The sequence below is a fragment of the Geodermatophilus sp. SYSU D00700 genome, from assembly GCF_054050255.1.
This window is the reverse complement of the sequence record NZ_JBJGZA010000032.1, coordinates 21288-45160: the sequence shown is the minus strand read 5'-3', so window position 1 is coordinate 45160 and position 23873 is coordinate 21288. Positions and strand designations below refer to the sequence as shown.

Below are 23873 nucleotides of genomic sequence, written 5' to 3'. Positions count from 1 at the left end.
GTCCTCGACGGCGCGCCGACCGGGGAACCGACGGGGACCGCGCGGTACCCGTCGGACTGGTTGTCCGCGTCCCCGCCTACCGGTGGGTCCACACCGGCGGCGTCGTCGCTGCCGGTGTGGACTGCTCGCGATGGTGTCCCGTCCGGTCCGCCGCGGTGGGGAACCGGTGGGGTTTGTCACGCACCTGACACGCGCGGACCACCGCGGAGGACCGCGGATGACGACCGGATGACGCAGCAGACCACTGTCCAGACCTGGCATTCCGTGTCCGGCCGGCGGATCGCCTCCGTTCGTGGAGCCGTGTGCCCGCGACGGTCGGCCCTTCGGGGAGCTGGAGCCGCCCTGCGGTGCGACGCCTCGCCGCCGGTCGCGCCGTGCTGCGGTCGTCGGACCGGTCGGCTCCTCCCCGACGGACGGCGGCGGCGTCCGGGGGCGCCACCTGAGGATCAGGACGGTGGGGACTCGCCCGGCGAGAGGAGCGGCGCGTAGTCCGCCGGAGTGAGCGCCTCGGTGGTCAGCGCACCGGAGGGCAGCGGCGCCTCGACGGGTTGGCCATCGATGGTCAACAGGACGTCGTCCACGCCGGGAACGCTCGTGGCGGTCAGCACGAGTTGTGCCACCGCGAGGCGGCTGGCCCACCCGGACGGTGCGTCGGTGGTGCCGCTGATGTCGACGGTGGCCGTCCCCCCGGCGACGTCGGCGACCGACAGCTCGACGTCCGGCGGCAGCGCCGTCGACAACTGCTGGTCCTGCTCGAGGGCCGTCGGCCCGTCCGCGAGGTCGTCGAGCAGGCGCTCGAGTCGGTTCTCCCGCGTGGACCCCGTGACCGCCCGGGCTCGCGGTACCAGGGCGTCGTCGGCGCCGAGCAGGTAGACCCGGGCGGGATCGGCCACCGGCGCCGGGGGCGGCGTCGAGGTCGGCATCGGAGCCGAGGTGGCCGCTGGTGAGCTCAGCCCCGCAGGCACCTCCGAGCCCGGGATGGCCTCGGCCGGCGCGCCCATGGGGACCCCGCACCCGGCGAGCCCCGCCAGCAGGACCGCCCCGATGAACGGCCTGGCTCGCCTCACTGCTGCACCCGGGGCAGGGAGAGGACGAACCGGGCGCCGCCGGACGGAGCAGTGGTGACCCACGCCGCTCCCCCGTGCCGGGCGGCGGTCTCGGCGACGATGGCGAGACCGAGTCCGACCCCGGGCAGGGAGCGGCGGGCGGCGCGGGACCCCCGGGAGAAGCGCTCGAAGATCCGCTCACGGTCCTCCGGTGGAACGCCGGGGCCGTCGTCGTCCACGCTCACGACGACCGCACCGTCCCGCCGGTGCACCGACACGCGGCGGGCACCACCGGCGTGCCGGTCGGCGTTCTGCAGCAGGTTGCCGACGGCGCGCTCCAGCGCGGTCTTGTCCCCGAGCACGGTGGTCTCGCCGTCGGCATCGGCGGTCAGCAGGTCCGCGGCACGCCCGCTGGCAGCGAGTACCTCCCGCACCAGCGCGGTCAGCGACACCGGCCGATCGAACTGCGGTGCGGAGGCACCGTCGATGCGGGCCAGTTCCAGCAGGTCGTCGAGCATCCGCCGGAAGCGACCGAGTTCGCGTTCGACCAGGGCCAGCGCCTGCCCCGACCGAGGGGACAGTTCCCCCCGGCGGGTGGCCAGCACCTCCACGCTGGTGACGAGGCTGGTCAGCGGGCTGCGCAGTTCGTGGCTGACGTCCCCGACGAAGCGGGCATCACGGTCGATCCGCGCGGCCAGCGCGTCCACCATGCTGTTGAAGGCGGCCACGATCGCGACCAGGTCGGGGTCGTCAGTGGCCGGCAGCCGGGTGGTCAGCTCCCCGCCGGTGATCCGGATCGCCGCACCGGCCACCTGCTCCAGCGGCGAGATGGCGCGCCGGCTGGCCCACGCACCGAACGCACCACCCGCGACGGTGGCGGTCAGCGCCCCGGCGCCGAGGACGACGGCGAGCGTGCGCAGCACCATCTGCAGCTCGGTCAACGGGGACAGCTCGTAGAACTGCACGCCCGGGACGGGAAGCGGGACTCCGACCAGCAGCGCAGGGCCGGAGGGCGAGTCGACGCGGACGCGTCCGGGCTCGCCCGACTCGACGATCCGCCGCAGGTCCTCGGGCACGTCCCGCGCACCGACGTCCAGGCTGGAGGAGTACCAGGAGCCCCCGCTGCGGACGACGACCTGCGAGCCACCCGAGGGCACCATCTCCCCCAGCAGGTCACCCACCTCGGTCCCCGCCGTCTCCAGACGGCTGCCCAGCACGGTGGCATCGACGAACGCCTGCCGGACCAGGGAGCGTTCCCGCTGGTCGAGCAGGTAGCCGCGGGCCAGGAACCACGTGGTGGCCACCAGGACCGCGGACACGAGCAGCGTGCCCGCGGCGAAGCCGACGACGATCCGCGCCCGCAGCCCCCGTCCCCCGAGGGCACGCCTCACTGCGGGTCCAGCCGATAGCCCAGTCCCCGGACGGTGACCACGATCCGCGGTGCGCCCGGGTCCAGCTCGACCTTGGTGCGCAGCCGCCGGATGTGGACGTCGACGATGCGCTCGTCGCCGAAGAAGCCGTGCTCCCAGACCCGCTCGAGCAGGGTCTGCCGGCTGAAGACCCGGCCGGGCGCCGACGCCAGCTCGCACAGGAGCCGGAACTCGGTGAGGGTCAGCGGCAGTTGCTGCTCGCCGCGGTGGACGGTGCCCCGCATCGCCTTGAGCACCAGCGGCGCGTCGGGATCCTGGTCGAGGACCACCTCGGCCGGACCGGCGTCCGGTGTTCCCTGGCCGCCGGTGGATGCCGCGCGCCGCCGCAACGCCCGCAGCCGGGCGGTGATCTCCTTCACCTGGAAGGGCTTGGTGACGTAGTCGTCGGCGCCGGCCTCCAGCGCGGCCACGATGTCGTGGGTGTCGGCCCGGGCACTGACGACGGTGATCGGCAGGTCGTGGTCGCGGCGGACCTCCCGGATCACGGCGAACCCGTCCATCGAGCCGAGCATCAGGTCGACGAGCATCAGGTCCGGCGCCGCCGCCGACACCTGCCGCACGGCCTCCTCGCCGCTGGCCGCCTCGGCCACCTCGTAGCCCTCGTCCTCCAACGCCCACCGCAGGGCGGTGCGGATCGGGTCGTCGTCCTCGACGAGGAGAAGACGAAGGGCCGGCACGCTGGCGATGCTCCCACCCGGGCGGGTCGATGCCCCCACGCGCACCCGGTCGTCATGAGATCGCAAAGCGGTGAGCGGCCGGATCGCAAAGTCCGCGGACCAACCTGCTGCTGACGACCCGGCCATCCACCGATACGAGGAGACTCCATGACCCACGCCCTCGCGACGAGGACCCCGCACACGTCATCGCGGGGGGACGTGGTGACCGTCCGGCTCGATGACGCCCTGCTCGCCGACGGCCTCGCCGACGCCCGTTGGCTCCTGCACGACGCCCTGCTCGCCGGAGCCCGGCTGCTCGTCGTCGACCTGACGGCGGTGCACTCCCTGTCCAGCTCCGCCGTGGCCAGCCTCCTGTCGGCGCACCGCACCTGCCGGGCCCGGGGCGGCGCCGTCGTCCTGCGGGGAGCCAACCGTCGCGTCGAGGCCCTGCTGTTCCGGACCGGTCTCTGGCGCGTGATCCGCTTGGAGCCTCTCGATGACTGAGCGCCGCCCCGTCGGTCTCCGCGACCAGACGACGAGCGCGGCCCCCGACAGTCGGCCCCAGGACCCGGTGGATGCCGTGGAGTGGGGCGCCGGTCACGACCACACCTTCTCGCAGGTCGTCGACCAGGAACGCCGGACGATCCACGCCGGTGGACACCTCACGGTCCAAGGCGCCGACCTGGTCCGGGGCACCGTCCTCCTCCTCCAGCGAGACCACCGTGGCCGGGTCACGCTCGACCTGGAGGACATCCGCACCGCCGACGACGCCGGCCTGCAGGACCTGGAGGGCCTCCGGAGGTCCGTGACCGAGGAGGGTGGCGAACTCGTCCTCCTGCACGTCCCGGTACCCGGGATGCAGCGGGTGCCCGCCGGACACGTCGCTCCACCGCCGGGTCGGCCCGGAACGTGACGATCCCGTGGCGGATGCCGATGACGGTGGCCCCGATGACGACGCGCGGTCAGGCTGGAAGAGGCACCCACGTCCCCTGCTGGACCGGCTCGCGGGACGACGACCTGTGGCGCTCCTCAGGCGATGTCGCCGGTGCCTCAGGCAGAGGATCGACAGGAGAGGTCGGAACAAGCCGTGTTGATCGACAGGTGGCACGTCATCCAGACCCTGCGTGCTGGCGGCAAGCCCGAGGAGGCCGGCCGGGCCGAGCGGATCCTGGACGTGGAGGTCGACACCGTCCGGGACGCCGACCTGCTCCGAGACCTCGGGATCGACCCCGACAGGCGCGCCATGGGCGGTGGCCTGGCCCTCAGCTGAGCCGTCGCGACTGCCACCGCCCGACGCCCAGGCGACGAGGATCGGACAGAGCCACCGCCATGCGTCGCAGGCCGCGGGAAGGTGTGATCCGCCGGCCGAGGCGCCGACGCCCCTCGGCGGAGCCGACACGTCCTCCGCCCTGCGCCACGGGTGCACGAGTCACGCTGCCGCCTCGTCGACCTGCACGGTGTAGCCCGACACCCCGAGTCGCCAGACAGCGGGCCCCTGCTCTCGGACCAGGCCCGAGTCCCCAGCTGGTCGCCGGACCCGATCCGCCGGCCTCGTGCCGTCCGCCTGCGCGAGCGCCTGTCCCCGGTGTCCGCGCCGCGCCCGCGACTCCCGGCAGGACGGATGCCTGCTCGGCAGCCCGAGGACCGTCATCGGACCGTCACGGCCTCGACATCGCTCCGTGCCGGTCCACTGGGCATCCAGAGAGCAGGGATCGCGGGCCGGTCGAGCAGCGGCCCCGGCCCCCCGATCCCGCCGAGAGGGCGCCGTCCCGCGGCGCCGACACCGACGTGGAGGAGACGACGTGGACCTGCGCAGGCACGGACGACGGAGTGCGATCGTGGGCGCCGGGGCGGCGACCCTGACAGCAGCGGCCCTGGTCCTCGGCCCGGGCTCGGCGGTCGGTGCACCACCCGACCCGGTCGACGAGGTGGCCGAGGCGGCCCAGGCAGCGATCGACGCGGCGCAACGGGCGGCCGAGGAGGCGGCCCGGGCGGCCCAGGAAGCGGCACAGGAGGCGCAGGAGGCGGCGGACCAGGCGACCCAGGCGGCTCAGGACGCAGCTGACGAGGCGAGCCAGGCCGCCCAGGACGCCGCGGAGGCGGCCGGCGGCGCAGCACAGGGGTCTGCCGACGCCGTGGACGACGAGGATGGCGACGCCGCGCCGGACGAGGTCGACTGGTTGCCCCAGGATCTCCAGGACGACCTGGCGGACCTGCAGGACCTGCCTGCCGACCAGCGTGCCGAAGAGGTCGAGCAGGTCCTCCGTGACGCGGTGGCCGGCGAGTACGGCGAACGTGTCGAGGACTGGGCCGAGCGGACGGTCGACCTCATGGACGACTTTCCCCCGGACCTGCGCAGCGACCTGCAGGACCTCTTGAGCATGCGGCCCGACGCCGCCCAGGAGCGGTTGCGGCAGGTCTGGCAGGGCGTGCAGGACGGCGACTACGGCCAGGACGTCGAGATGTGGGGTCGGTGGCTGCAGCAGACCTCCCAGCGGTGGGACCTCGGTCAGCTGTTGGAGAGCACGACTGACACCGGCGCGACGAACGCCAACTGACTCGAGGAGTGTCCGCGGGCCGGTCCCCGTGCGTGACTCCTGATCGGTGCGGTGCGGTCATGGCATCCCGCGGCGGGACGCCGGACCGGTCGCTGACGCACGAGCGCTTCCCGCGGCCCGTCGTCTCACTGTGAGCGCACGGCGGGGTGGCGCTGTGTCGCGCCGCGAGATCTCCACAGTCTTGAGAGGTGTCGCCGTCTGCACACCGGCGGGCCATCGACCTCTCTCCGCGAGCCCTCCCGCCCTCGTACGTCGTCGGCGACCACGGTCCTGACCGGCTGCCGGGACCGAACGGCACCTGGCTGCGTCCCGGTGTGGATGCCCGTGCGACCACCAGGAGCCGACTCCTCACTTCCGGCTCCCGGCAACCTCCGGGCCCGATGACGTGCCGGGAGCGTTCCTGAACGCCCTCCGGCCTCAGCCGTACGGTCGGTCACGGACCCGCCGCAGGTCCGTCAGGAGGTCGGATGCCGTCGCGTTCAGCGCTCGAGCGTCGGGCGGTGCACCGCTCGACGGAGGGCCCGGCGGGCGACCCGGACGACCTGCTCGGTACTCCCGACGGGGACAGCAGCCCGGAGGCCGGACGGGCCCTCTGCGGCGCCCGCCCGGGACCACGTCGGGGGAAGCCACGGCACTCCACGGGGCACCCGACGTGTCACAGGGCGAGGACTGCTCCGCACCACAGGACACGGCGTTGCCCGCAGCCGAGCGGAAGGGGCCACTCGCGTGGGGTCGGCGGCAGTGCCGGTGGGGGCCGCTAGCCGGGCGGACGGGCACCGTGGCCGGGGCTCCGGCAACCTGACCTCCTGCGCTGGGACCGCGCGCCCGGGAGTCCGTGCGTGTCCGTCCTGACCCAGTCCACGGTCCGTGGCGTCCCCGAGGCCGGCCGGAGCCGGCGACGGACGGAGCTCGACGGCCTGCGCGCCCTCGCGGTGACCCTGGTCGTGGCCTACCACGTCTCCAGCGGGAGGGTCTCCGGCGGCGTCGACGTCTTCCTGGTCCTCAGCGGCTTCTTCCTCGTCCAGGCGATGAGCGCACACGTGCACCGCGAGGGCCGTGTCCCGGTCCTGCGGGCGGTCACGCGGACCCTGTCCCGGTTGCTGCCCACCGCCGTGCTCGTCCTCCTGGCGACCGTGGTCGCGAGCGTGTGGGTGATGCCGCAGAGCCGGTGGCGCGAGCTGGCGCTGCACCTGCTGTCCTCGGTCACCTTCACCGAGAACGCACGGCTGGTGGACGACGCGGTCGACTACAGCGCGAGCAACGCCGCCGCCAGCCCCATGCAGCAGTTCTGGTCCCTGTCGATCCAGGTCCAGGTGCTGGTGCTGGCGCCGGTCGCCGTCGCCGCGGGAGCCGCCGTCCTCCGGTGGGCCGGCTGCACACGCCACGCCCGGCAGGCAGTCGTGGGCTCGGTGGCGCTGGTGACCGCGGCGTCGTTGGCCTGGTCGGTCGCGGCGACCGCCGCCGACCAGCAGCAGGCGTACTTCTCCTCCCTGCCCCGGCTGTGGGAGCTGGGTGCCGGTGCTCTGGTGGCCCTCCTGCTGCGCGACGTCCGCCCGGGACCGAACTCGGCAGCGGCGCTCGGCTGGGGCGGTGTGGTCGCGCTCGTCGCCTGCGGCGCCGTCCTCGACGGAGCTCACGAGTTCCCCGGCTGGCAGGCGAGCTGGCCGGTGCTGTGTGCCGTGGCCGTGCTCGTCGCCGCCGACCACGGGGGCCCGCGGGGAGTCCACCGGGTCCTCGGTGCCGCCCCGGTGCGCTGGCTGGGCGCCCGCTCCTACCCCCTCTACCTGTGGCACTGGCCCGTGCTGGTCCTCTACCTGGTCCACACGCAGCGGGAGACTCCCTCGCCGCGGGGCGCGGCCGCCGTCGTCGCCCTGTCCCTCGTCCTCGCCGCGGTGACCCATCGGCTGGTCGAGCGGCCGGCGGCAGACCGGCTCAAGGCACGTCGCCCCGTCGGGGCCCTGGCCCTCGTCGCGGTCGCGGCCCTGCCGCTGGCCGCGACGGGCGGGCTCGTGCTGACGTGGTTGGACCGGGAGGCATCCCGCGTCGCGACGGCAGCCGACGATCCCGCGTACCCGGGGGCGGCCGCGCTGGGCAGTCCCCTGATCCACACCGGCGGCGTCGAGGGCGTGGAGCCGCTCCCGTCGATGTCGGTGATCCGCGACGACTGGCCGAGGCTCCCCGGTGCGACGTGCCGGAGCGAGGACGAGTTCGGGTGGCAGTCCACAGAGGCCGAGGTCTGCGTCCTCGGCTCCGACGACCGCCCGCGCCGCGTGGTCGTCGTCGGCGACTCACACGTCGCCCAGTGGCTGCCTCCGCTGGCGGCGATGGCCGAGACGCACTCGTGGCAGGTCGTGGGGATGGTGCGCGGCGGCTGCAACCTGTCCACGGAGTCGGAGTTCATCCAGGAGGGCTGGCCCGGGTACGAGGAGTGCGCGACCTGGCGGGCCCACCTGGTCGACCGCATCGTGTCCCTGGAACCGGATCTCGTCGTCTCGCTCGGGACGCGGACCGGATCCGGGCCGGGCGAGGAGTTCGTCCCGCCGGGCTTCCTGGCGGCCTGGACCCAGCTGTCGGATGCGGGCCTGCGCGTGATCGCCCTGCGGGACAGCCCGCGGCACGTGGACGACGTTCCCGACTGCATGGCGCGGTGGGGTGACGCCTCAGCGGCCTGCGAGGTGCCGCGCTCCTGGGTCTACACCGGGTCCCTCCTCGCTGAGGCGGAGCCGTCGTTGCCCCCGGGGGTGAGCGTCCTGGACACCAGTCCCTACTTCTGCACGGACACCACGTGCCCCGCGCTGATCGGCAACGTGCGGGTCTACATGGACGACGGGCACGTCACCGCGACCTACATGAGCACCGTCCGGGCGGTGCTGGAGGACGACTTCCTCGCCCTCGCGGGCTGCGCGTTGGCGCCGTGCTGACCGGCGTCTGGGAGTCAGCCGACCGTCGATCGGCCGCGGCCATATGGCCGGACCGCCCGCCGGCTGCCGTCACTCGACCGGCCGGCCCCGCCGAGCCCGCCGGGTACTCCTGCAGCGGCACCTCACCGGCGCCCCACGCCGCGAGGACCGGTGCGACGGCGACCGCGCACAGCGCGACCGAGTAGGTGAACGGCCGCCCTGGGGTGCGGACCTCCCAGATGCCGTGGTCCGGAGTCGTCCAGTTCTCGATGGTGGCCTCGGTGAGGTCGCACAACGCTGCCCACAGGTGGTCGTCGACCGGCCCACCGGAGCCGGCCCACCCCCAGGCGACGTCGAGCAGCTCCCCGGAGACGTCGTGCTGCGTCTGCCCGCCCGCGGATGCTGATCGATGCCGCCCTCGTCGTGCTGGCCCTCGCTCTGGCGGTGGCGACGGCGCGGTCGACGGCCGGGCCGACCGATGCCGACCGGGCTCTCGCCGTGGACTTCGGCTTCGCGGTGGTGCTCGCCGCCATCGCGCTGCTGGCCGTGCGCCTGGACGCACCGGCCCTGCTGGACCTGGTCCTCGTCGGCACCCTGGTCGGCTTCCTGTCCACGGTCGCGTTCGCCCGGCTGGTCGCCACGAGGTCGTCGTCGTGACCGCCCAGACGGTGCTCGGGGACGTGTTCGTCGGGCTCGGGGTCGCCCTGATCGGCGTCGCCGCGGTCGGTCTGGTGCGTCTGCCCGACGTCTACAACCGCGCCAACGCCGTGGCCAAGGCCGCCGGCCTCGGCCTGGTGTCGGTACTGCTGGGCGTCGCGGTGCTCACCCCCGGCGTGACGGCGGTGACGGTCCTCGTGATCGCCATCGTCCTGCAACTGTTCACCGTGCCCATCGCCGGCCACAAGATCGGCGAGGCCGCCTACCGCTCCGGGGCGCCGCTCGTTCCCGACACCGAGGACGAGACGGCGGCAGCCGACGGTGCGCCCCCGCCGTGAGTCGTCACCAGTTCCCCGAGGTCCCGGCGCGCTGCTGAACAGCGCACGACGGGCCCGTCGGCGGGCTCCTGGATCAACGCCGTGCCATCGGGTCCTCAGACGGTGCCGTCGGTTCCTCGGACGATGCCGACGGGCCTCACACCGGCTGCGGGCACGGCTCCTGCAGGAGCTCGAGGATCCGCCGGACCTGCGGCGAGGCACCGACGACGGTCGTCCGCCCATCGAGCACGGGAGCCAGTCCGTGGCTGTCGGCGTAGCCCACGCCGGTGAGGTCCACCTCGGCAGGTCGACCCTGCACCTCTCCGACGTGCTCGAGCATGGCCGACAGGAGCGCGGCGCCGGAGGCGTCGAGGGCGCCGCTCACGGTGACGAGCGGCCGGCTGCCCCCGCGGGTGACCTGGACGGTCAGCTCCGCCGGTCGATAGAGGAGGGACCCGGCCGACCGTAGACGCGGTCCCCGCCTCGCGAGACCCGACCCGACCGATCGCTGCGTCTGGACTGGCATGTCCCGGACGCTAGGACCGGGTCCGCGGGAGGGCGACGGTCCGACTGGGACGACTCCCGGCCGGTGGACTGCCGTCTGCAGGCAAGGACACCGGTCGTCACTCGCTCACCAGCTGGCGCCGTGGCCAGTCGAGCAGCCGGGCACCGGTGACGGCGACGAGCAGGGTCAGGTGCTGTGACGGCCTCCCGGGGCTGTACCCGGTCAGCTCCTGCACCCGCTGCAGCCGGTAGGTGACGGCGCGGACGCTCAGGTGCAGTCGACGAGCCGCCTCGGCGGCGTTGCTGCCGGCGGCGAAGTAGGTCTGCAGGGTCTCGACCAACGGCTCGGCTCCTCCGCGGGCGGCGGTCAGCGGTTCCAGGACCGTCCGGACGAGGTCGGCCAGGGCCGCCTCGTCCCGCCCGAGGACGCGGTACACCAAGAGGTCGGCGGCGTGGACGACCCGGTGGGGCAGGCGGAGACGGGTCGCCGTCTCCAGCGCCTCCATCGCCTCCTGGAACGAGCGCTGCACTCCCCGCGGCCCGGCGTAGGGACGGCCGATCCCCGCCCGCCAGCACCCCCGCCGCACCGAGGTGGACACGGCCCGGCCGGCGAGCTCGGCCACCTGGTCGCCGACGTCGCCGGCCCTGTCGCCCCCCGGAGGGGAGGACACGACGCACACCAGCCGACCGTCCTTGGCCTCGACGAGCAGGCCCCTGGTGGCGAAGCGGGCGCCCAGGGTCTCCTCGACAGATCCCCGGACAGCACTGCCCGAGTCGATGGGCTGCCCACCCTCCACCACCACCACGAGGTGACCGCCGCTCAGCTGCAGCCCGAACAGCTCCGCGCGCTCGATCAGCGGACCGATCGGGGACCGACCGGTCAACAGATCGTCGACGAACTCGCGTCGGAACTCCTCCTCGCGGCGGACCACGAGCCGTTGGGCCTCGACGTACCCAGCGGTCAGCGCGGCCAGCGCGGCATCCGCGGCCCGCCACACCGCCTCTCCCACACCCACCAGTTCCGTCGGACGCAGCGGGCGCTCCCGCACCGCGCCCAGCAGCTCAGGCAGCCGGGACCACAACCGGCGCGACGCGTGCATGTGGACCGCGACGAGCGCGGGCAGGCCGACACCCATCGCCACCGCCTGACCGCCCAGGCGGCGGCAACTGGCCTCCTCCTCGGCGCTGAGTCCGCGCCCGGTCCGCGCCACCGTCAGCAGGGCGTGGGGGTAGCCGTCCAGGAGCGCGACCGGGACGCCGCTGCGCGCAGTGGCCGCCTCCGCCAGCTCGGAGAGCACCCCGGCGACCTCCCCGCCGCTGCCGCGCGCCGTGCGCACGGCCTGCTCGTCGGCGACGGTCATGGCTCGATCAGCCCCGTTCTGATGGCATAGCGGGTGAGTTGCGTGCGGTCTCGCATGCCGAGCTTCTGCAGGATGTTGGCCCGGTGCCGCTCGACCGTCTTGACGCTGATGACCAGGAGCGCGGCGATCTCCCTCGACGAGCAGCCCTCGGCGATGAGCTTGACGACCTCGGCCTCCCGACCGGTCAGGACGCTGTCGGGGAGACGCTCCCCGCGACCGGCCCGTTGGACGTACTCCCGCATGAGCGAGGTGAACGCGTCGGGGTAGATGAACGGCTCGTCCCGCACCGCGGCCCGGCAGGCCGCGACGAGGTCACGATCGGCGACGGACTTCAGGACGTACCCGGACGCCCCGGCCCTGAGCGCCTCGAAGAAGTACTGGTCGTTGTCGTACATCGACAACATGAGGATGCGCAGCCCCGGCGACCTCCTGGACATCTCGCGCGCCGCCTGCAGGCCGGTCAACCGCGGCATGGCGACGTCGAGGACGGCCAGGTCGACGTCCACGTCACGCGCGCGAGCGACGGCCTCGGTCCCGTCGGCGGCCTCCGCCACGACCCGGAAGTCGGGCTCCCGGTCGAGGATCAGGCGGACACCGCGACGGACGAGCGCGTGGTCGTCCGCGAGGAGGATCCGCGTCGGCTGGCCGTTCCTCACGTCCTGTCCTCTCGTGCTGGGCGCAGCGGGACTCGTGCTGGGCGCAGCGGGACGCAGAGGCGGACGTCCGTACCTCCGGACTCGTGGGGACCGACGGTCAGGGTCGCGCCGACGAGGAGAGCCCGTTCCCGCATCCCCCGCACGCCGGCGCCCTCCGCGCTGCCGTCCAGCCCCCGCCCGTCGTCGAGGACGCGCAGCGACACCGCATCCCCCGAAGCGGTCTCGGTGAGCTCGACCACGACCCGGCGGGCGCCCGCGTGCCTGGCCGCGTTGGTCAGCGCCTCCTGTGCGACCCGGTAGACGACGAGTTCGCTCTGCGGATCGAGAGGAGGAAGCGAGGAGCTGAAGCGACGCTGCACGTCCGCGCCGGTCAGCCAGGCGTGCTCGTTGACCAGGGAGGTCAGAGCGCTGCACAGTCCCAGGTCGTCCAGCACACCGGGGCGGAGCCGGCGGACCACCTGGCGCACCTCGTCCAGGCTGCTGCGGGCTGCCTCCTGCACCATGACGACCTCCTCGGCCAGGTCGGCGGGAGCCCGGTCAGCCACCCCACGCAACCCGAGGAGCACCGCGGTCAGGCTCTGCCCCACCTCGTCGTGCAACTCCCGGGCCACGCGACGCCGCTCTCCCTCCTGGGCCGCGAGCGCGCGACCACTGCTCAGGGCACGCTCGGCCTCCAGCCGGGCGAGCATCGCGTTGAAGGTGCGGATGACGTCGGCGACCGCGCCGTTGCCCTGCTCGGGGAGGCGCTGCCCGGGCTGGAGGAGGTCGACGTCCTCCATCAGGCTCCGCAGGCGGTCGAGTGGCCCCAGGACGGCACGCAGCAGCACCGCGTTCGCGAGCAGGATCACCGCCAGACCCACGAGGAGCACGACGAACTCCCCCGGCGCGACCGGTGAGGACACCGTGGCCGGGGACGCTGCCAGGACGGCCACCCCCGCCGCGAAGACCGCGGCGTTGACCAGGCAGACCCGCCAGAACAGCGAGGCACCGATCCGCTGCAGCCCGCGACTGCGGTCTTCCATCACCCACTCCGCCCGGTCGGGATCGGCACGTCCCCGACCGACACGAGCGTGATCCACGGCCGACGGCCGGTCCAGCGATCCGCGTGAAGATGGGGCCGGGACCCCATCCGGCCGGCTCACCTGCGACCGCGAGGGGTGCAGTCCCGCCGCCGAGCGCCCTGCGATCCCCTCGCGCCCGTACCCGGTGTGGTGCCCGGCCACGGGCGCGACCCGGGTCCCCTGGAGAGCCCCGCTGCAGGGATCCGGCAACGAGGAGCCGCACCGCTCGTCCCGCCCCGGGCGTACCCCCGTGCCGGGGTCGCCCCTACGTTCCGGCTCGTGGACCGGTCAGGACGTCGGCCCCGCGCCGGGCGGGAGCCGGACACGCGGGGTGGTGATGCCGAGGTGACACGACACGCACGACGTTCGATGGCGGTGGCGGTGGCGCGACGCGAGCCCCGCTGCCCGGGTGGCCGGGACCACTCACCGCTCACGGAGGCACGGGCGCCCGGTCGTGTCCGGGCTCTGCGATCCGCGGCCGCCGTCCTCCTGGTCCTGTCGCCGCTGGTGCTCGCCGGCTGCAGCGCCGGTCAGGTCGCCCAGACCGCGACGCAGGTGCGGGACAGGACCGGTGGGACCGGCCAGGTGGGAGACCTCACCATCCGTGCCGTGCAACTCGCCCACCCGATCGGCGGTGCCCACGAGGCTGGTGACGAGGTGGAGCTGCCGATGGCGATCGTGAACAGCGGGACCGTCGACGACCGGCTGGTCGAGGTCACCGGGCCCGACTTCGGCGTCGCCACGCTCGGCGATCCCCCCACGGTCGCGGAGCCGGGCTCCTCCCCCGACCCCGTCGACGTCCGGGCACACCGCACGCAGTCGGCGAGGGACAGGGCCGCCGTGGACGTCCTCCTCCCGGCGCGCGAGGCCGTCCTCATCGGCACGGACGCACCGGTCGTCGTGCTGTCCGGGCTGGACCGCCGCATCGACGCGGCGCAGTCGGCGGCACTGACCCTGACCTTCGCCCGGGCCGGTGAGACGACCGTGCGGGCCGTCGTCGCACCGCCGTCCGACGTCCTGCCCCGCGGCCCCGTCCACGACTTCCACGGTCACGACTCCTGAGGCGACGAGCCGCTCCGGTGTCAGGGCCGGCCCGGGCGGTGAACCGCAGCACGAGCGCCATCCACAGCAGGCCCTGCCGGGAAGCGCACCGGCCGGCAGGCCGAACACCTGAGCGCGGGCGACCCGCGACCGACCGCACGGCCCGGCCGGTGGGGACTGCCGGACCGCGCACCGAGCCCCTGCCGCGGCCGCGCGGCGCGGCGGCCCGACGACCGGACACCGGCCGCGGGCACCACGGCACTGCGCACCGTCGGCAAGCTGGCCGGGGGTTGTTCGCCGACCGCTGTCCTGCCGGGGCGCCCGTGCCCGTCCCTAGCGTCCGGTCCACCGCCGTGGAAGGGCGGGACCGGCCGCGGCACGACGACGTCCGACCCCTCAGGAGGCCAGGATGACCACCTTCACGACGAGATCCCCGGACCACGCGACCCGACCGCCTGCTCCGTGGCAGCCGACGACCCAGGTGCACGAGCTGGCGTACCCAGGGCCGGTGGCGTCCGTCTACCTCCAGGGGCGCACCGGCATCCGTGACGGCGCCGAGCACGTGCGGACGCGGTGGCCCGTCATGCGCCGTCGGCTTCGGGACGAGGGTGCACCGGAGCCGATGCTGGCAGCGCTCGACGAGTGCACGCACCAGGCGCCGCTGCGCGGACAGGCGATGGCTGCGTTCGCCGACGCCGACGGCCGCAGCCACGTCGAGCACCTGCCGCGCTCGGTGGAGGAGCGGGCCACCCTCGGTCCGTTCCCACACCTGTCCCCCCTGCTCGCCGCTCGGCACCGGGAGGTCCCGGTGGTCGTCGTGGTCACCGACCGACGGGGCGCGGACCTGCTCCTCGTCGAACCGGGAGCCCCGGACCTCGTCTGCCAGGTCGTCGGCGAGGACCTCCTGGTCGGAGGCTCAGCCCCCGTCAGCCCGCACCGGCGGCTGGCCCGTGCCGAGCAGCAGTGGACGGCCGACGCCCGGGCCGTCAGCGAGGCGCTGACCTGGCTGGTGGGCTGCAGCCGGGCCCGGCTCGTCGTCACCGGCGGCCAGGCCGGGACGCTGGACCTCCTCCGCACACGGCTCGAACCCCGCATCCGGGCCCTGCTCGTCGGCGTCCGGGGCCCCTCCGACCCCGGCTCGCTGGCCGCCCGGGCACGGCTCATGGCCGCGGACGTCGCCGCGCTGGAGGAGGCCGCCGTCGTCGAGGAGCTGCTCGCCGCGCTCCCCGGTGGCCGCGCCTGCGTCGGGGCGACGGCGACGCTACGGGCCGTCGTGCACGGACAGGCGGAGGAGGTGCTCGTCGCACCGGAGCAGGCCGACCGCCACGGGATCCCACGGCTGGTGCTCGACAGCGCCGGAGCGGCCGGGCGCCCCGTCCGCCTGTCCGACGTCCTCGTGCACGCCGCGTGCGCCACGTCCACGACCGTGCGGACCGTCCGTGACGGTCGGCGACTCCCGGCGGGCGTGGGCGCCCTGCTGCGCGACTCCCTCGACGTCCCCCGGACCCTGAGGAAGCGAGTCCTGTCATGAGCTCCCCCGACCCGGCCCGGCCGGCCCGCGCGGACGCCCGGATCACGTGCACCGAGCCGGCCACCGTCGCCGGCTCGCTGCGCCTCGCCGCCGGCCTCACCCAGCAGGAGCGCCACGTCCTCGTCCGCATGCTGGCGCGCCTGGACGCACAGTTGGCCCGCTACCCAGCGGAACGCGTCGAGCTGGAGGTCTCCCTCAAGGACCGCGGCACCCCGGGCCAGCGCCTCACCCTCGAGTGCTGGATCCGCGGGCGACCGCGCCTGGTCGCCAGCTCGGCGCAGCGCCACCTCGACGACGCGGTCAGGAGGGTGTGCGAGGGGCTGCGCCGGCAGCTGGACGACACCGCCACGCGCCGGGAGCCGCGCAACAACCGGCGGCTGCGGAGCAGGCTGCCCCGACCCACCGACGCCCCAGCCGCCACCGCCGGCGGGAGCGGATCCCCGGTCCCCACGGTGGACGGGAGCGTCCGGTGATCGCGGCGGTGGCCGGCGCCCAGGTCCGACGGGTGGCGCGGTGCCTCCTCCGCGTGGGCACGCTGGCGCTCGCGACGTCGTCGGTGGGCGTGGCGCTGGTCGGCGCGGTGTTCACCAGCCCACAGGGCCTCCTCGTCGCCCTCGCCTTCGGTGGCGTCGGCTGGACCGTGGCCGTGTCGATCGGGCGCCTGGCCGACTCGCTGGACGATCGGGGTGGCCGGGCCGCTCGTCCTCTGTCCAGCGGGCTGCCGGTGGCGACCGGAGCTGCCCTGTTCGTCCCGTTCTGCACCGGTGTCCGCGAACTGGGTGCCGTGGGGGCCTACCTCGTGCTCGCGCTCGTGGGGCTGCTCTCGGTCCGGGGCACGCTGTGGATCCACCGGCTCGGCACGGGGGTGGAACCGGCTGCCCCGGGCGCTCGCGAGCCGCTCGAGGAGGACACGGCAACTGCCTGTCCGCCGCACGAGCTGCTCCGGACGCTCTCCCTCGACGACCTGGTCGCCGAGTGGCGTGCCACGGGCGCGAACGTCGACCGGTCGTCGCCGGCCACCGTCACGCCGTCGTGCGGTGGCGGGAGGCCGTCCTCGAGGAGATCCGACGGCGCGATCCCGCGGGCTTCGACGCCTGGCTGTTCGCGGGAGCGGCGGCCCCACCCGAAGACCACCTCCGTACCGTCGCGGACGACCCGGCACCGCGACCGGACGAGTCGACCCGCTGACCGTCCACGGCAGGCCCCCACCACGCCGGAGGGGGGATGCCGGTCCTCGCGCCACCCGAGCCAGGGTCCCCGTGGCGCCGGGCGGCTTCCGGCGCCCGGCAACGTCCGCGGCCGGCGGAGTTCCGCACGCGTCCCTGACCGCGGGCCGGCCACGGACCTACGGTCGGCGCCTGCCCCCGCCGCCGTCAGGAGGTCCGATGTCCTCGCGATCCCGGCACTCGCCGCAACGCCGTGCTCGCCGTGCCGACCCCCTCGACCGGCCGCCGGAGTGAGCAGTCCGCAGGGACGGCACGGGCGTCGGACCGGTGGAGCGCACGGCTCCTCGGGACCCCTGCTGGCCCTCAACCTCGTGGCCATCCGGGTCCTGGCCACGGTCTTCGTGCTGGTCGCGCTGCTCGGCGTGCTGGTCTCTGCGACACCACTGGTGCTGGTCACGGTGCTCGTCGGCGGGGCGGTGGGCGCGTGGTTCGCCCAGTTCGCGCACTGGGCCGTCGAGCCGGGAGACAGGGCCCCGCTGCTGACCCGCCTGACCGTGGGAGCCGCCACCGGCCTGTTCTTCCCGTTCATCCGTGGGACGGAGGCCCTGGGCGAGCGCGGGAGCCACCTGTCAGTGGTCGTCATCCTGCTGACGACCCTGATCGGCATCAACTGGATCGCCCAGGTCTCTCGCCAGCCCGTCCCTGCGGTCGCGCCACCACGGGAGGCGCTGGATCCCGGGCAGTCCTCGCTGCGACCACTGCTCGAGCGGCTGCCGCTCCACGACCTGCTGGACGAGTGGCGGTGCACCGGCGCGGGGCCGGCCGTCGCCGGATCCCCCTCGGTCCCGGCGCGCGAGCTGGTGCTGGAGGAGATCCAGCGCCGGGATCCCGGGGGGTTCCGGCGCTGGCTGGACGCGGGTCTCGGCACGGACCCGAGGCACTTCATCCGGGGCGAGGACTCGCCGCTGCCGACGGCGGAGCCACCCGACGAGCCGACCCCTGGACGATGAGGACCACCCGTTCTCCGAGGACCGTTCCCCGAGGAAGTCGACCCGGAACGGTGTGAACTCGGCGGACCGGCCGTCCGACGCCGGGCGGACTCCACCACGGCTCGCCGCGAGACCGCCCCACCCGTCGAGCGCGCCCGGGCAGCGCCAGGCGACCCGACCGACGTCCCCTCCGGTGGTCCGGAGTCCCGCTCCTGCCGTGGGGCCGCCCACGGTGTGCCGGGGGCTCTGGAGGGGCGCGACACGGCACCAGGTGCCGAGGGAGGGGACGACGGCGACCGCGCTCTCGGCGCCGATCGCCGCTGACCGAGGAAGCAGGAGGACATGTCGGACGGCTCCTGACGCACGCCCCGTCCGCCGAGCGGGCGGCCTCGCGGCCCGTGCCGGGGTGGCGTACACGTCAGGCCCGGCCGGTCGCGTGGTGGTCGGTCGACGCGTGGCCGCACATACCGTTGAGGCGTGCCCACCTGGCCTCCGAATCGTCACATGCCGTACGCACGCGTCCCGGAGCGGGCCTGGCGGGCGATCGCGGGGACCAGCCCGCCGACCGCGCCGATCGGCATGCGGGCCCAGGCCAGCCGGATGGACGACGTCACCGCGCACGCCGCGCTGGGGCTGGCCCTGCGCATCGGGGCGTCGATGCTGGCCGTCGGGGCATCGGCGGCTGATGCGACCGCGACGGTGCTGCGGGTTGCTGCCGTCTACGGGCTCACCAGCTGCCAGGTCGACATCACCTTCGGGTCGATCACGGTCAGCTACGACCGGGAGAACGCGGTGCCGCTCACCGCGATGCGGATCGTGCACACGAGCCGGCTGGACTACACCCGCCTGCAGGGCATCACCGACCTGGCCCGTGCGGTCGGCGCCGGCGACCTCGACGTCGAGGAGGCGCACCGCCGGCTGGATCGGGTGGTCTCGGCGCCCGCCACCTACCGCCGGAGCGTGACCGCGCTGGGGTGGGCGGGCGTCGCCGGGTGCTTCGGGCTGGTCCTCGGCGGCGGCTGGCGGGAGGCCCTCCTCGCAGCGCTGACCACCGCTGTGGTCGAGCAGGTGATGCGCGCGCTCAACCGGCGGAGCCTGCCGCTGTTCTTCCAGCAGGTGGCCGGGGCTGCGCTGGCCACCGGGGTCGCCGTCCTCCTGCTCGCCTGGGACGTCGACGTACAGACCTCCCTGGTCGTCGCTGCCGGCATCGTCGTGCTGCTCGCCGGCTTGTCCCTGGTCGGTGCGGCCCAGGACGCCATCAGCGGGTTCCCGGTGACCGCCGGGGCGCGGGCCTTCGAGGTGGTGACCCTGACCGCCGGCATCGTCGTGGGCATCGCCGGCGTCCTCGACCTGGCCCAGCGCGCACAACTCCCACTGACCATCATCGACACCTCCCCCGCTCCCGTGCCGTTCGCCGTCGCGCTGGCCGCGTCGGCCGGGATCGCCGGGTTCTGGGCCCTGGCCACCCATGCCCGTCCGCGCGCCGTCGGCCTGGCCACGGTGGCCGGCGGGCTGGCCTGGACGACGTCCTGGACAGCCGGTGAACTGGGTGCCGGTCCCGCGCTGGCCGCCGGGGCCGCCGCCGTCGTCCTCGGGTCGTGCGGCGAGGTGCTGACCGAGCGGCTCCGGGTCCCACCGCAGCTGGTCGCCGTCTGCGGCATCGTCCCGCTGCTGCCCGGGCTGGCCGTCTACCACGGCCTGTTCACCATCGTCGTCGAGGCACGGATCGACGACGGGCTCGGCGCCCTCGTCGGGGCCGGCGCCGTCGGGCTCGCCCTCGCTGCCGGCGTCACGCTGGGCGAGTACCTCGGCAGGCCCCTGAGCGGCGAGCGCGACCGCTACGACGAGCGCGTCCGCCGGCGCGCGATGACCACCGACTGAGCTGGGTGCGCGACCACGCCAACGGCCGCTGGTGGCGTCGCGGTGCCGGTGTTCCTGCAGGCCAGGAGTCCGGGGCGCTGGGCCTCGAGGCCTCCGGGGCCCTGGTGACACCACGTCGACACCCTGCGGCCCGGCCCCACCACCCGGACGGCCGCGTCGACGACGCGGGCGGCCGCGGGCACGATCTCCGGACCGACCCACCTGCTGGACGATCGAGGCGGGGTACCCATGCGGGCGCCGGGTCAGCGAAGACGCCGTGGCCGCCGTCGTCCCCGCACGGCGCGAGCAGGACGGCCGTCCCGGGCGAGTTCAGATCGCGATGCCGACGAGCTTGGTGTCGAGGTACTCGTCGATGCCCTCGTACCCGCCCTCGCGTCCCAGTCCGCTGGCCTTGACCCCGCCGAAGGGTGCGGCGGCGGAGGTGGGGTTGATGTCGTTGACCCCGACCATCCCGAAACGCAGCTGCTCGGTCACCCGGATCGCCGTCGACAGGTCGTTGGTGTAGACGTAGGCGGCCAGGCCGTACTCGGTGTCGTTGGCCCGGGCGATGACCTCGTCCTCGTCGTCGAACGGGGTCACCGCGGCGATGGGCCCGAACGTCTCCTCCCGGGAGACGAGCATGTCCGGCGTCACGTCGGCCAGCAGGGTGGGCGAGAAGAAGGTCGTGCCGCCGAGTCCGTCGACCTGCACCCGCTCACCACCGGCCACGACCCGGGCGCCCCGGGTGCGTGCGTCGTCGACCTGCGCCTCCATCTTCGCCACGGCCCGGTCGTCGATCAGCGGACCGATGGAGATCCCCTCCTGGTCACCCCTGCCCACGCGCAGCGCCGCGATGCGCTGCTCGAGGGTGGCGACGAAGGTGTCGTAGAGGGAGCGGTGGACGTAGATGCGGTTCGGGCTGATGCACGCCTGACCCGTGTTGAGGAACTTGACCAGTGCGGCCCCCTTGGCCGCCCGCACCGGGTCCGCGTCACCGAAGACGATGAACGGCGCATGGCCGCCCAGCTCCACCGAGACGCGCTTGAGGGTGGCGGCGGCCTTCGCCACCAGCATCTTCCCGACGGCGGTGGAGCCGGTGAAGGTCAGCTTCCGGACCACCGGGGAGTCCAGCAGCGCGTCGCCGACCTCGGCAGCGCGGGTGGTGGTGACCATGTTGACCACGCCGGCGGGCAGCCCGGCGTCGGCGAGCACCTGCACCGTCGCCACCGCGCAGAGCGGGGTCTGGTCGGCGGGCTTGAGCACCGAGGTACAGCCGGCGGCGATGGCCGGCGCGAGCTTGCGGGTCAGCATCGAGATCGGGTAGTTCCACGGCGTGATGGCCGCGACCACGCCGACCGGCTGACGCATCGTCACGAACCGCTGGTCGGCCCGCGCGGAGGGGATCGTGACCCCGCTGATGCGCTTGGCCTCCTCGGCGAACCACGCGAGGAAGTCCGCGGCGTAGGCCACCTCGTTCATCGCGGCCTTCAGCGGCTTGCCCTGCTCGCGGGTCATCAGCGCGGCCAGCTCCCTCCGGCGCTCGCGCATCAGCGTGTCGGCCTTCGCGAGAACGGCCGCGCGCTGGTACGCGGTCGTGCCCGACCAGGCCGTCAGTGCGCCTTCGGCGGCGGCGATCGCTGCCGCCGTGTCGACCCGGCCACCGTCCGCCGCCTCCCCGATGACCTCACCCGTGGCCGGATCGGTGACGGCGAAGGTGGCCTGCGTGTCGGCTGCACGCCACTGCCCGCCGATGTAGATGGTGTGTCCGCGTTCGGCGGTCATGGCGTCGTCCTCCCTGCATCGGGGTCCGGTCCGGTCGGTCCGGCATGACAGGAGCGCCGCGGCCTCAGGAGCGCTCCTCGTCGCCAGGAGTCTGACGTCACGAGGGCGGCCTCGGTCCCCACCCCCCGCAGCGACACCTCGATCGGCGCGCGGCACGGTCGCGGGTGTCCCGGCTCCACCACGACCTCGACGAGGACCTCGGCATCGCGTCCGGCCGGCCGCTCCCGGGCACTCACGCTCCGGACCCGGCAGCGAGCCGCGCGGCTTGTGCTCGGACGGCGGCCAGGACGGCACCGAGCGCGGGAGCCGTGGGCTGGTCCCGGGTGAGGATCACCAACCGGCGGCCGATGGCGGCTTCAGCGACGTCACGGACAGCCAGGGTCGGATCCGCCGGCGGGAGGGTGAGGGGCGGCATGAGCGCGACGGCTCCCGCGGCGCGCACGAGTTCGAGTTGGACGTCGGCGTCGTTGGACCGGTGCCGCAGGTCGGGGTCGTAGCCGCCCAGGGAACGGCATGTGCCCACGACCAGGGCGTGGTGGCCGGTGCCGGCGGCGGCAGCGACCCAGACCTCCTCGCGCAGAGCGGCCACCGCGACCGGCCCGCCGTGCCGGGCGGCCGGGTGCGCGGCCGGCAGCACCAGCTTCAGCGGCTCCTGGTGCAGCAGCTCGAACCGGAGTCCGGCCGGCCGCGGCCGGGGGTGGCCGTCGTACTCGTCACTGACCACCAGGTCGAGAGTGCCCAGCCGCAACTCCGGCATCGCCGGCTCGAGTTCGAGCTCGGAGATGTCGACCCGGACCGAGGGGTGCGCGACCTGCAGGTGCGTCACGGCCGGGATCAACAGGCGGCGGGTCGCCGACTGCAGGCCGCCGGCCCGCACCGTTCCCCGGACCTCCCCGGTGAGCGACGCCAGGTCCGCCCGGGCGGCCTCGGCCGCGGCGAGCAGGACCCCGGCGTGCTGGGCGAGCAGCCGACCCGCGTCGGTGAGCCGCACGCCGCGCCCGGCCTTCTCCAGGAGCCGCACCCCGGCCTGCTTCTCCAGGACGGCGAGTTGCTGCGACACCGCGGACGGCGTGTAGCCCAGCGCGGCCGCGACGGCAGCGAGGGTGCCGCGCTCCTCCAGCTCCCGCAACACCCGGAGCCGGCGCAGGTCCAGGTCGACCATGCAGACATGCTAACGAGTCGGCTCCACGAACGGTCACTGGACCTCACCGGAGCAGACGTCGACGCTGGTGGCGTGGGTCCTGCACTGTGCCTGTTGTCCGCGGCGTGCTTCGGGGCCATGGGCGTGTTCGGCAAACTCGCCTACGCCTCCGGGGTCGCACCCGATGCGCTGCTGCTGCTCCGTTTCACGATCGCCGCCCTCCTGCTGGGGCTGGTCCTGGGGCTGCGGCCGGAGCTGCGGTCCGGCCGTCCCGTCACCGCGCAGCGGCCGGAGCCGGGCGGGCTCGCCCGGCGCGTCGTGCTGACCGGACTCGGGCTGGGTGCGGTCGGGTACGCCACCCAGGCCACCCTGTACTTCTCCGCCCTCGAGCGGATCGACGCGTCGCTCGTGGCACTGGTGCTCTACACCTACCCGGCGCTGGTCACCCTCGCCGCCGCGGCCCTCGGGCGGGACCGGCTGACGCCGGTACGAGGAGTCGCCGTGCTCGTCGCGTCGGTGGGAACGCTGCTGGTCCTCCTGGGCGCCGGTGCGCTGCGGTTCGACCCGCTCGGAGTCGCCCTGGCCTTCGGCGCCGCGCTCACCTACACCGTCTACATCCTCGTCGCCGACACCGCGGTGCACCGGACGCCTCCGGTGGTGCTCTCGGCACTGGTGATGACCGGGGCCGCGGTCACGCTCGCCGTCCGCGCCGCAGTGGACGGCGGCATCAGCCTCGGCTTCGGACCGGCCGGATGGCTGTGGGTCGCCTGCATCGCCGTGGTGTCCACTGTCGTGGCGATGCTCGCGTTCTTCGCCGGCCTGCGCAGGACCGGCCCGTCCGTCGCGTCGATCCTCTCGACGTTCGAGCCCGTGGTCACCACGGTGCTGGCCGCGCTCGCGCTCGGCGAGCTCCTCACCCCGGTCCAGCTCGCCGGCGGCCTGCTGGTGCTGGCCTCCGTGGCTGCCGTCCAGCTGCGGAGCCGATCCGGTCAGGCGGCACCGGCCGACGACCGCACGCACCCCGCAACGACCCCGGCGATCAGCGGTGGGGCGGGCCGACGAGCCGGGGACTGACACTCGTTGCCCGCGCGATCGAGAACGGCGAGCTGCCAGCTGTCCGCCTGGGACGGTGGGTCCTCGTCCCCTGCCTGCCTCTGCTGGCCCTTCTCGGAGTGACCGCGGGCGACGCCGTGGCCGAAGGCCACGACGCCGGCGTC

General features: G+C 74.5%; 23 protein-coding genes. 13 read left to right on the top strand and 10 right to left on the bottom strand.

What is annotated here, in order from left to right:
* Nucleotides 1–446: 446 nt before the first annotated feature.
* Genes ACI79V_RS18990 through ACI79V_RS18980 form a run of 3 tightly spaced genes read right to left on the bottom strand, consistent with a single transcriptional unit; the run spans nt 447 to nt 3153 of the window.
* A complete protein-coding gene (locus ACI79V_RS18990) occupies nt 447–1067 on the bottom strand; it encodes a GerMN domain-containing protein (protein WP_456891709.1) in 621 nt (206 codons plus the stop codon).
* A complete protein-coding gene (locus ACI79V_RS18985; protein ID WP_456891708.1) occupies nt 1064–2437 on the bottom strand; it encodes a sensor histidine kinase in 1374 nt (457 codons plus the stop codon). The genes ACI79V_RS18990 and ACI79V_RS18985 overlap by 4 nt, the downstream gene beginning before the upstream one ends.
* Entirely contained in the window at nt 2434–3153 is a 720-nt protein-coding gene (locus tag ACI79V_RS18980) for a response regulator (RefSeq protein ID WP_456891706.1), read from the bottom strand. Before ACI79V_RS18980 ends, ACI79V_RS18985 begins: the two co-directional genes overlap by 4 nt.
* Nucleotides 3154–3300: 147 nt before the next feature.
* Between ACI79V_RS18980 and ACI79V_RS18975 the strand changes: the two genes are divergently transcribed.
* The 5 genes from ACI79V_RS18975 to ACI79V_RS18955 all read left to right on the top strand — a co-directional run bounded on the left by ACI79V_RS18975 (nt 3301) and on the right by ACI79V_RS18955 (nt 8611).
* Complete coding sequence (locus ACI79V_RS18975; protein ID WP_456891704.1) at nt 3301–3636, top strand: STAS domain-containing protein; 336 nt, start codon at nt 3301–3303, stop codon at nt 3634–3636.
* Nucleotides 3629–4045: a hypothetical protein gene (locus tag ACI79V_RS18970; protein ID WP_456891702.1), complete on the top strand. Its 417-nt coding sequence runs from the start codon at nt 3629–3631 to the stop codon at nt 4043–4045. The genes ACI79V_RS18975 and ACI79V_RS18970 overlap by 8 nt, the downstream gene beginning before the upstream one ends.
* A gap of 174 nt (nt 4046–4219) precedes the next feature.
* Nucleotides 4220–4402, top strand: coding sequence for a hypothetical protein (locus ACI79V_RS18965; RefSeq protein WP_456891700.1), 183 nt, complete (start codon nt 4220–4222; stop codon nt 4400–4402).
* Between the two features lie 658 nt (nt 4403–5060).
* A complete protein-coding gene (locus ACI79V_RS18960; RefSeq protein WP_456891698.1) occupies nt 5061–5690 on the top strand; it encodes a hypothetical protein in 630 nt (209 codons plus the stop codon).
* 839 nt (nt 5691–6529) lie between these two features.
* Nucleotides 6530–8611 (top strand): acyltransferase family protein, encoded by a 2082-nt coding sequence (locus ACI79V_RS18955; protein ID WP_456891696.1) that lies wholly within the window; start codon nt 6530–6532, stop codon nt 8609–8611.
* On the opposite strand, the gene ACI79V_RS18950 is transcribed toward ACI79V_RS18955, so the two are convergent.
* A complete protein-coding gene (locus ACI79V_RS18950) occupies nt 8526–8951 on the bottom strand; it encodes a glycoside hydrolase family 15 protein (protein WP_456891731.1) in 426 nt (141 codons plus the stop codon). The two genes, ACI79V_RS18955 and ACI79V_RS18950, sit on opposite strands and share 86 nt — an antisense overlap.
* 38 nt (nt 8952–8989) lie before the next feature.
* Between ACI79V_RS18950 and ACI79V_RS18945 the strand changes: the two genes are divergently transcribed.
* Both ACI79V_RS18945 and mnhG read left to right on the top strand, forming a co-directional pair.
* Complete coding sequence (locus ACI79V_RS18945; RefSeq protein ID WP_456891694.1) at nt 8990–9247, top strand: monovalent cation/H+ antiporter complex subunit F; 258 nt, start codon at nt 8990–8992, stop codon at nt 9245–9247.
* The gene (gene mnhG, locus ACI79V_RS18940) at nt 9244–9585 is read left to right on the top strand and encodes a monovalent cation/H(+) antiporter subunit G (protein ID WP_456891692.1); all 342 of its coding nucleotides are present in this window, start codon (nt 9244–9246) and stop codon (nt 9583–9585) included. The genes ACI79V_RS18945 and mnhG overlap by 4 nt, the downstream gene beginning before the upstream one ends.
* Nucleotides 9586–9721: 136 nt before the next feature.
* Here the strand turns inward: mnhG and ACI79V_RS18935 are convergent, their stop codons facing one another.
* From ACI79V_RS18935 to ACI79V_RS18920, 4 genes are all read right to left on the bottom strand, one after another.
* Nucleotides 9722–9949, bottom strand: coding sequence for an STAS domain-containing protein (locus ACI79V_RS18935; RefSeq protein WP_456891690.1), 228 nt, complete (start codon nt 9947–9949; stop codon nt 9722–9724).
* 238 nt (nt 9950–10187) lie between these two features.
* Entirely contained in the window at nt 10188–11429 is a 1242-nt protein-coding gene (locus ACI79V_RS18930; RefSeq protein WP_456891688.1) for a PucR family transcriptional regulator, read from the bottom strand.
* Complete coding sequence (locus ACI79V_RS18925) at nt 11426–12085, bottom strand: response regulator (RefSeq protein WP_456891686.1); 660 nt, start codon at nt 12083–12085, stop codon at nt 11426–11428. Before ACI79V_RS18925 ends, ACI79V_RS18930 begins: the two co-directional genes overlap by 4 nt.
* Nucleotides 12082–13107 (bottom strand): HAMP domain-containing sensor histidine kinase, encoded by a 1026-nt coding sequence (locus ACI79V_RS18920; RefSeq protein WP_456891684.1) that lies wholly within the window; start codon nt 13105–13107, stop codon nt 12082–12084. Before ACI79V_RS18920 ends, ACI79V_RS18925 begins: the two co-directional genes overlap by 4 nt.
* Nucleotides 13108–13755: 648 nt before the next feature.
* Between ACI79V_RS18920 and ACI79V_RS18915 the strand changes: the two genes are divergently transcribed.
* The 5 genes from ACI79V_RS18915 to ACI79V_RS18895 all read left to right on the top strand — a co-directional run bounded on the left by ACI79V_RS18915 (nt 13756) and on the right by ACI79V_RS18895 (nt 19754).
* On the top strand, nt 13756–14208 hold the full coding sequence (locus ACI79V_RS18915) for a hypothetical protein (RefSeq protein ID WP_456891682.1): 453 nt from the start codon (nt 13756–13758) through the stop codon (nt 14206–14208).
* A gap of 487 nt (nt 14209–14695) precedes the next feature.
* Nucleotides 14696–15718 (top strand): baeRF2 domain-containing protein, encoded by a 1023-nt coding sequence (locus ACI79V_RS18910; RefSeq protein WP_456891680.1) that lies wholly within the window; start codon nt 14696–14698, stop codon nt 15716–15718.
* The gene (locus tag ACI79V_RS18905) at nt 15715–16191 is read left to right on the top strand and encodes a hypothetical protein (RefSeq protein WP_456891678.1); all 477 of its coding nucleotides are present in this window, start codon (nt 15715–15717) and stop codon (nt 16189–16191) included. Before ACI79V_RS18910 ends, ACI79V_RS18905 begins: the two co-directional genes overlap by 4 nt.
* Nucleotides 16192–17255: 1064 nt before the next feature.
* On the top strand, nt 17256–17894 hold the full coding sequence (locus tag ACI79V_RS18900) for a hypothetical protein (RefSeq protein WP_456891676.1): 639 nt from the start codon (nt 17256–17258) through the stop codon (nt 17892–17894).
* A gap of 483 nt (nt 17895–18377) precedes the next feature.
* Nucleotides 18378–19754: a threonine/serine ThrE exporter family protein gene (locus ACI79V_RS18895; RefSeq protein WP_456891674.1), complete on the top strand. Its 1377-nt coding sequence runs from the start codon at nt 18378–18380 to the stop codon at nt 19752–19754.
* A gap of 309 nt (nt 19755–20063) precedes the next feature.
* On the opposite strand, the gene ACI79V_RS18890 is transcribed toward ACI79V_RS18895, so the two are convergent.
* A complete protein-coding gene (locus ACI79V_RS18890) occupies nt 20064–21515 on the bottom strand; it encodes an NAD-dependent succinate-semialdehyde dehydrogenase (RefSeq protein WP_456891672.1) in 1452 nt (483 codons plus the stop codon).
* Nucleotides 21516–21747: 232 nt separating this feature from the next.
* Nucleotides 21748–22677 (bottom strand): LysR family transcriptional regulator, encoded by a 930-nt coding sequence (locus ACI79V_RS18885; RefSeq protein ID WP_456891670.1) that lies wholly within the window; start codon nt 22675–22677, stop codon nt 21748–21750.
* Between the two features lie 72 nt (nt 22678–22749).
* Here ACI79V_RS18885 and ACI79V_RS18880 point away from each other — a divergent pair, with 72 nt between their 5' ends.
* Entirely contained in the window at nt 22750–23730 is a 981-nt protein-coding gene (locus tag ACI79V_RS18880) for a DMT family transporter (RefSeq protein ID WP_456891668.1), read from the top strand.
* Nucleotides 23731–23873: the final 143 nt, after the last annotated feature.

What these genes read in the sequence shown, in the direction of transcription:
- ACI79V_RS18905 (WP_456891678.1), top strand. Translation starts at nt 15,715, where the DNA reads ATGAGCTCCCCCGACCCGGCCCGGCCGGCCCGCGCGGACGCCCGGATC.
- ACI79V_RS18970 (WP_456891702.1), top strand. Translation starts at nt 3,629, where the DNA reads ATGACTGAGCGCCGCCCCGTCGGTCTCCGCGACCAGACGACGAGCGCG.
- ACI79V_RS18890 (WP_456891672.1), bottom strand. Translation starts at nt 21,515, where the DNA reads ATGACCGCCGAACGCGGACACACCATCTACATCGGCGGGCAGTGGCGT.
- ACI79V_RS18885 (WP_456891670.1), bottom strand. Translation starts at nt 22,677, where the DNA reads ATGGTCGACCTGGACCTGCGCCGGCTCCGGGTGTTGCGGGAGCTGGAG.
- ACI79V_RS18945 (WP_456891694.1), top strand. Translation starts at nt 8,990, where the DNA reads ATGCTGATCGATGCCGCCCTCGTCGTGCTGGCCCTCGCTCTGGCGGTG.
- ACI79V_RS18930 (WP_456891688.1), bottom strand. Translation starts at nt 11,429, where the DNA reads ATGACCGTCGCCGACGAGCAGGCCGTGCGCACGGCGCGCGGCAGCGGC.
- ACI79V_RS18895 (WP_456891674.1), top strand. Translation starts at nt 18,378, where the DNA reads ATGCCGTACGCACGCGTCCCGGAGCGGGCCTGGCGGGCGATCGCGGGG.
- ACI79V_RS18975 (WP_456891704.1), top strand. Translation starts at nt 3,301, where the DNA reads ATGACCCACGCCCTCGCGACGAGGACCCCGCACACGTCATCGCGGGGG.
- ACI79V_RS18920 (WP_456891684.1), bottom strand. Translation starts at nt 13,107, where the DNA reads ATGGAAGACCGCAGTCGCGGGCTGCAGCGGATCGGTGCCTCGCTGTTC.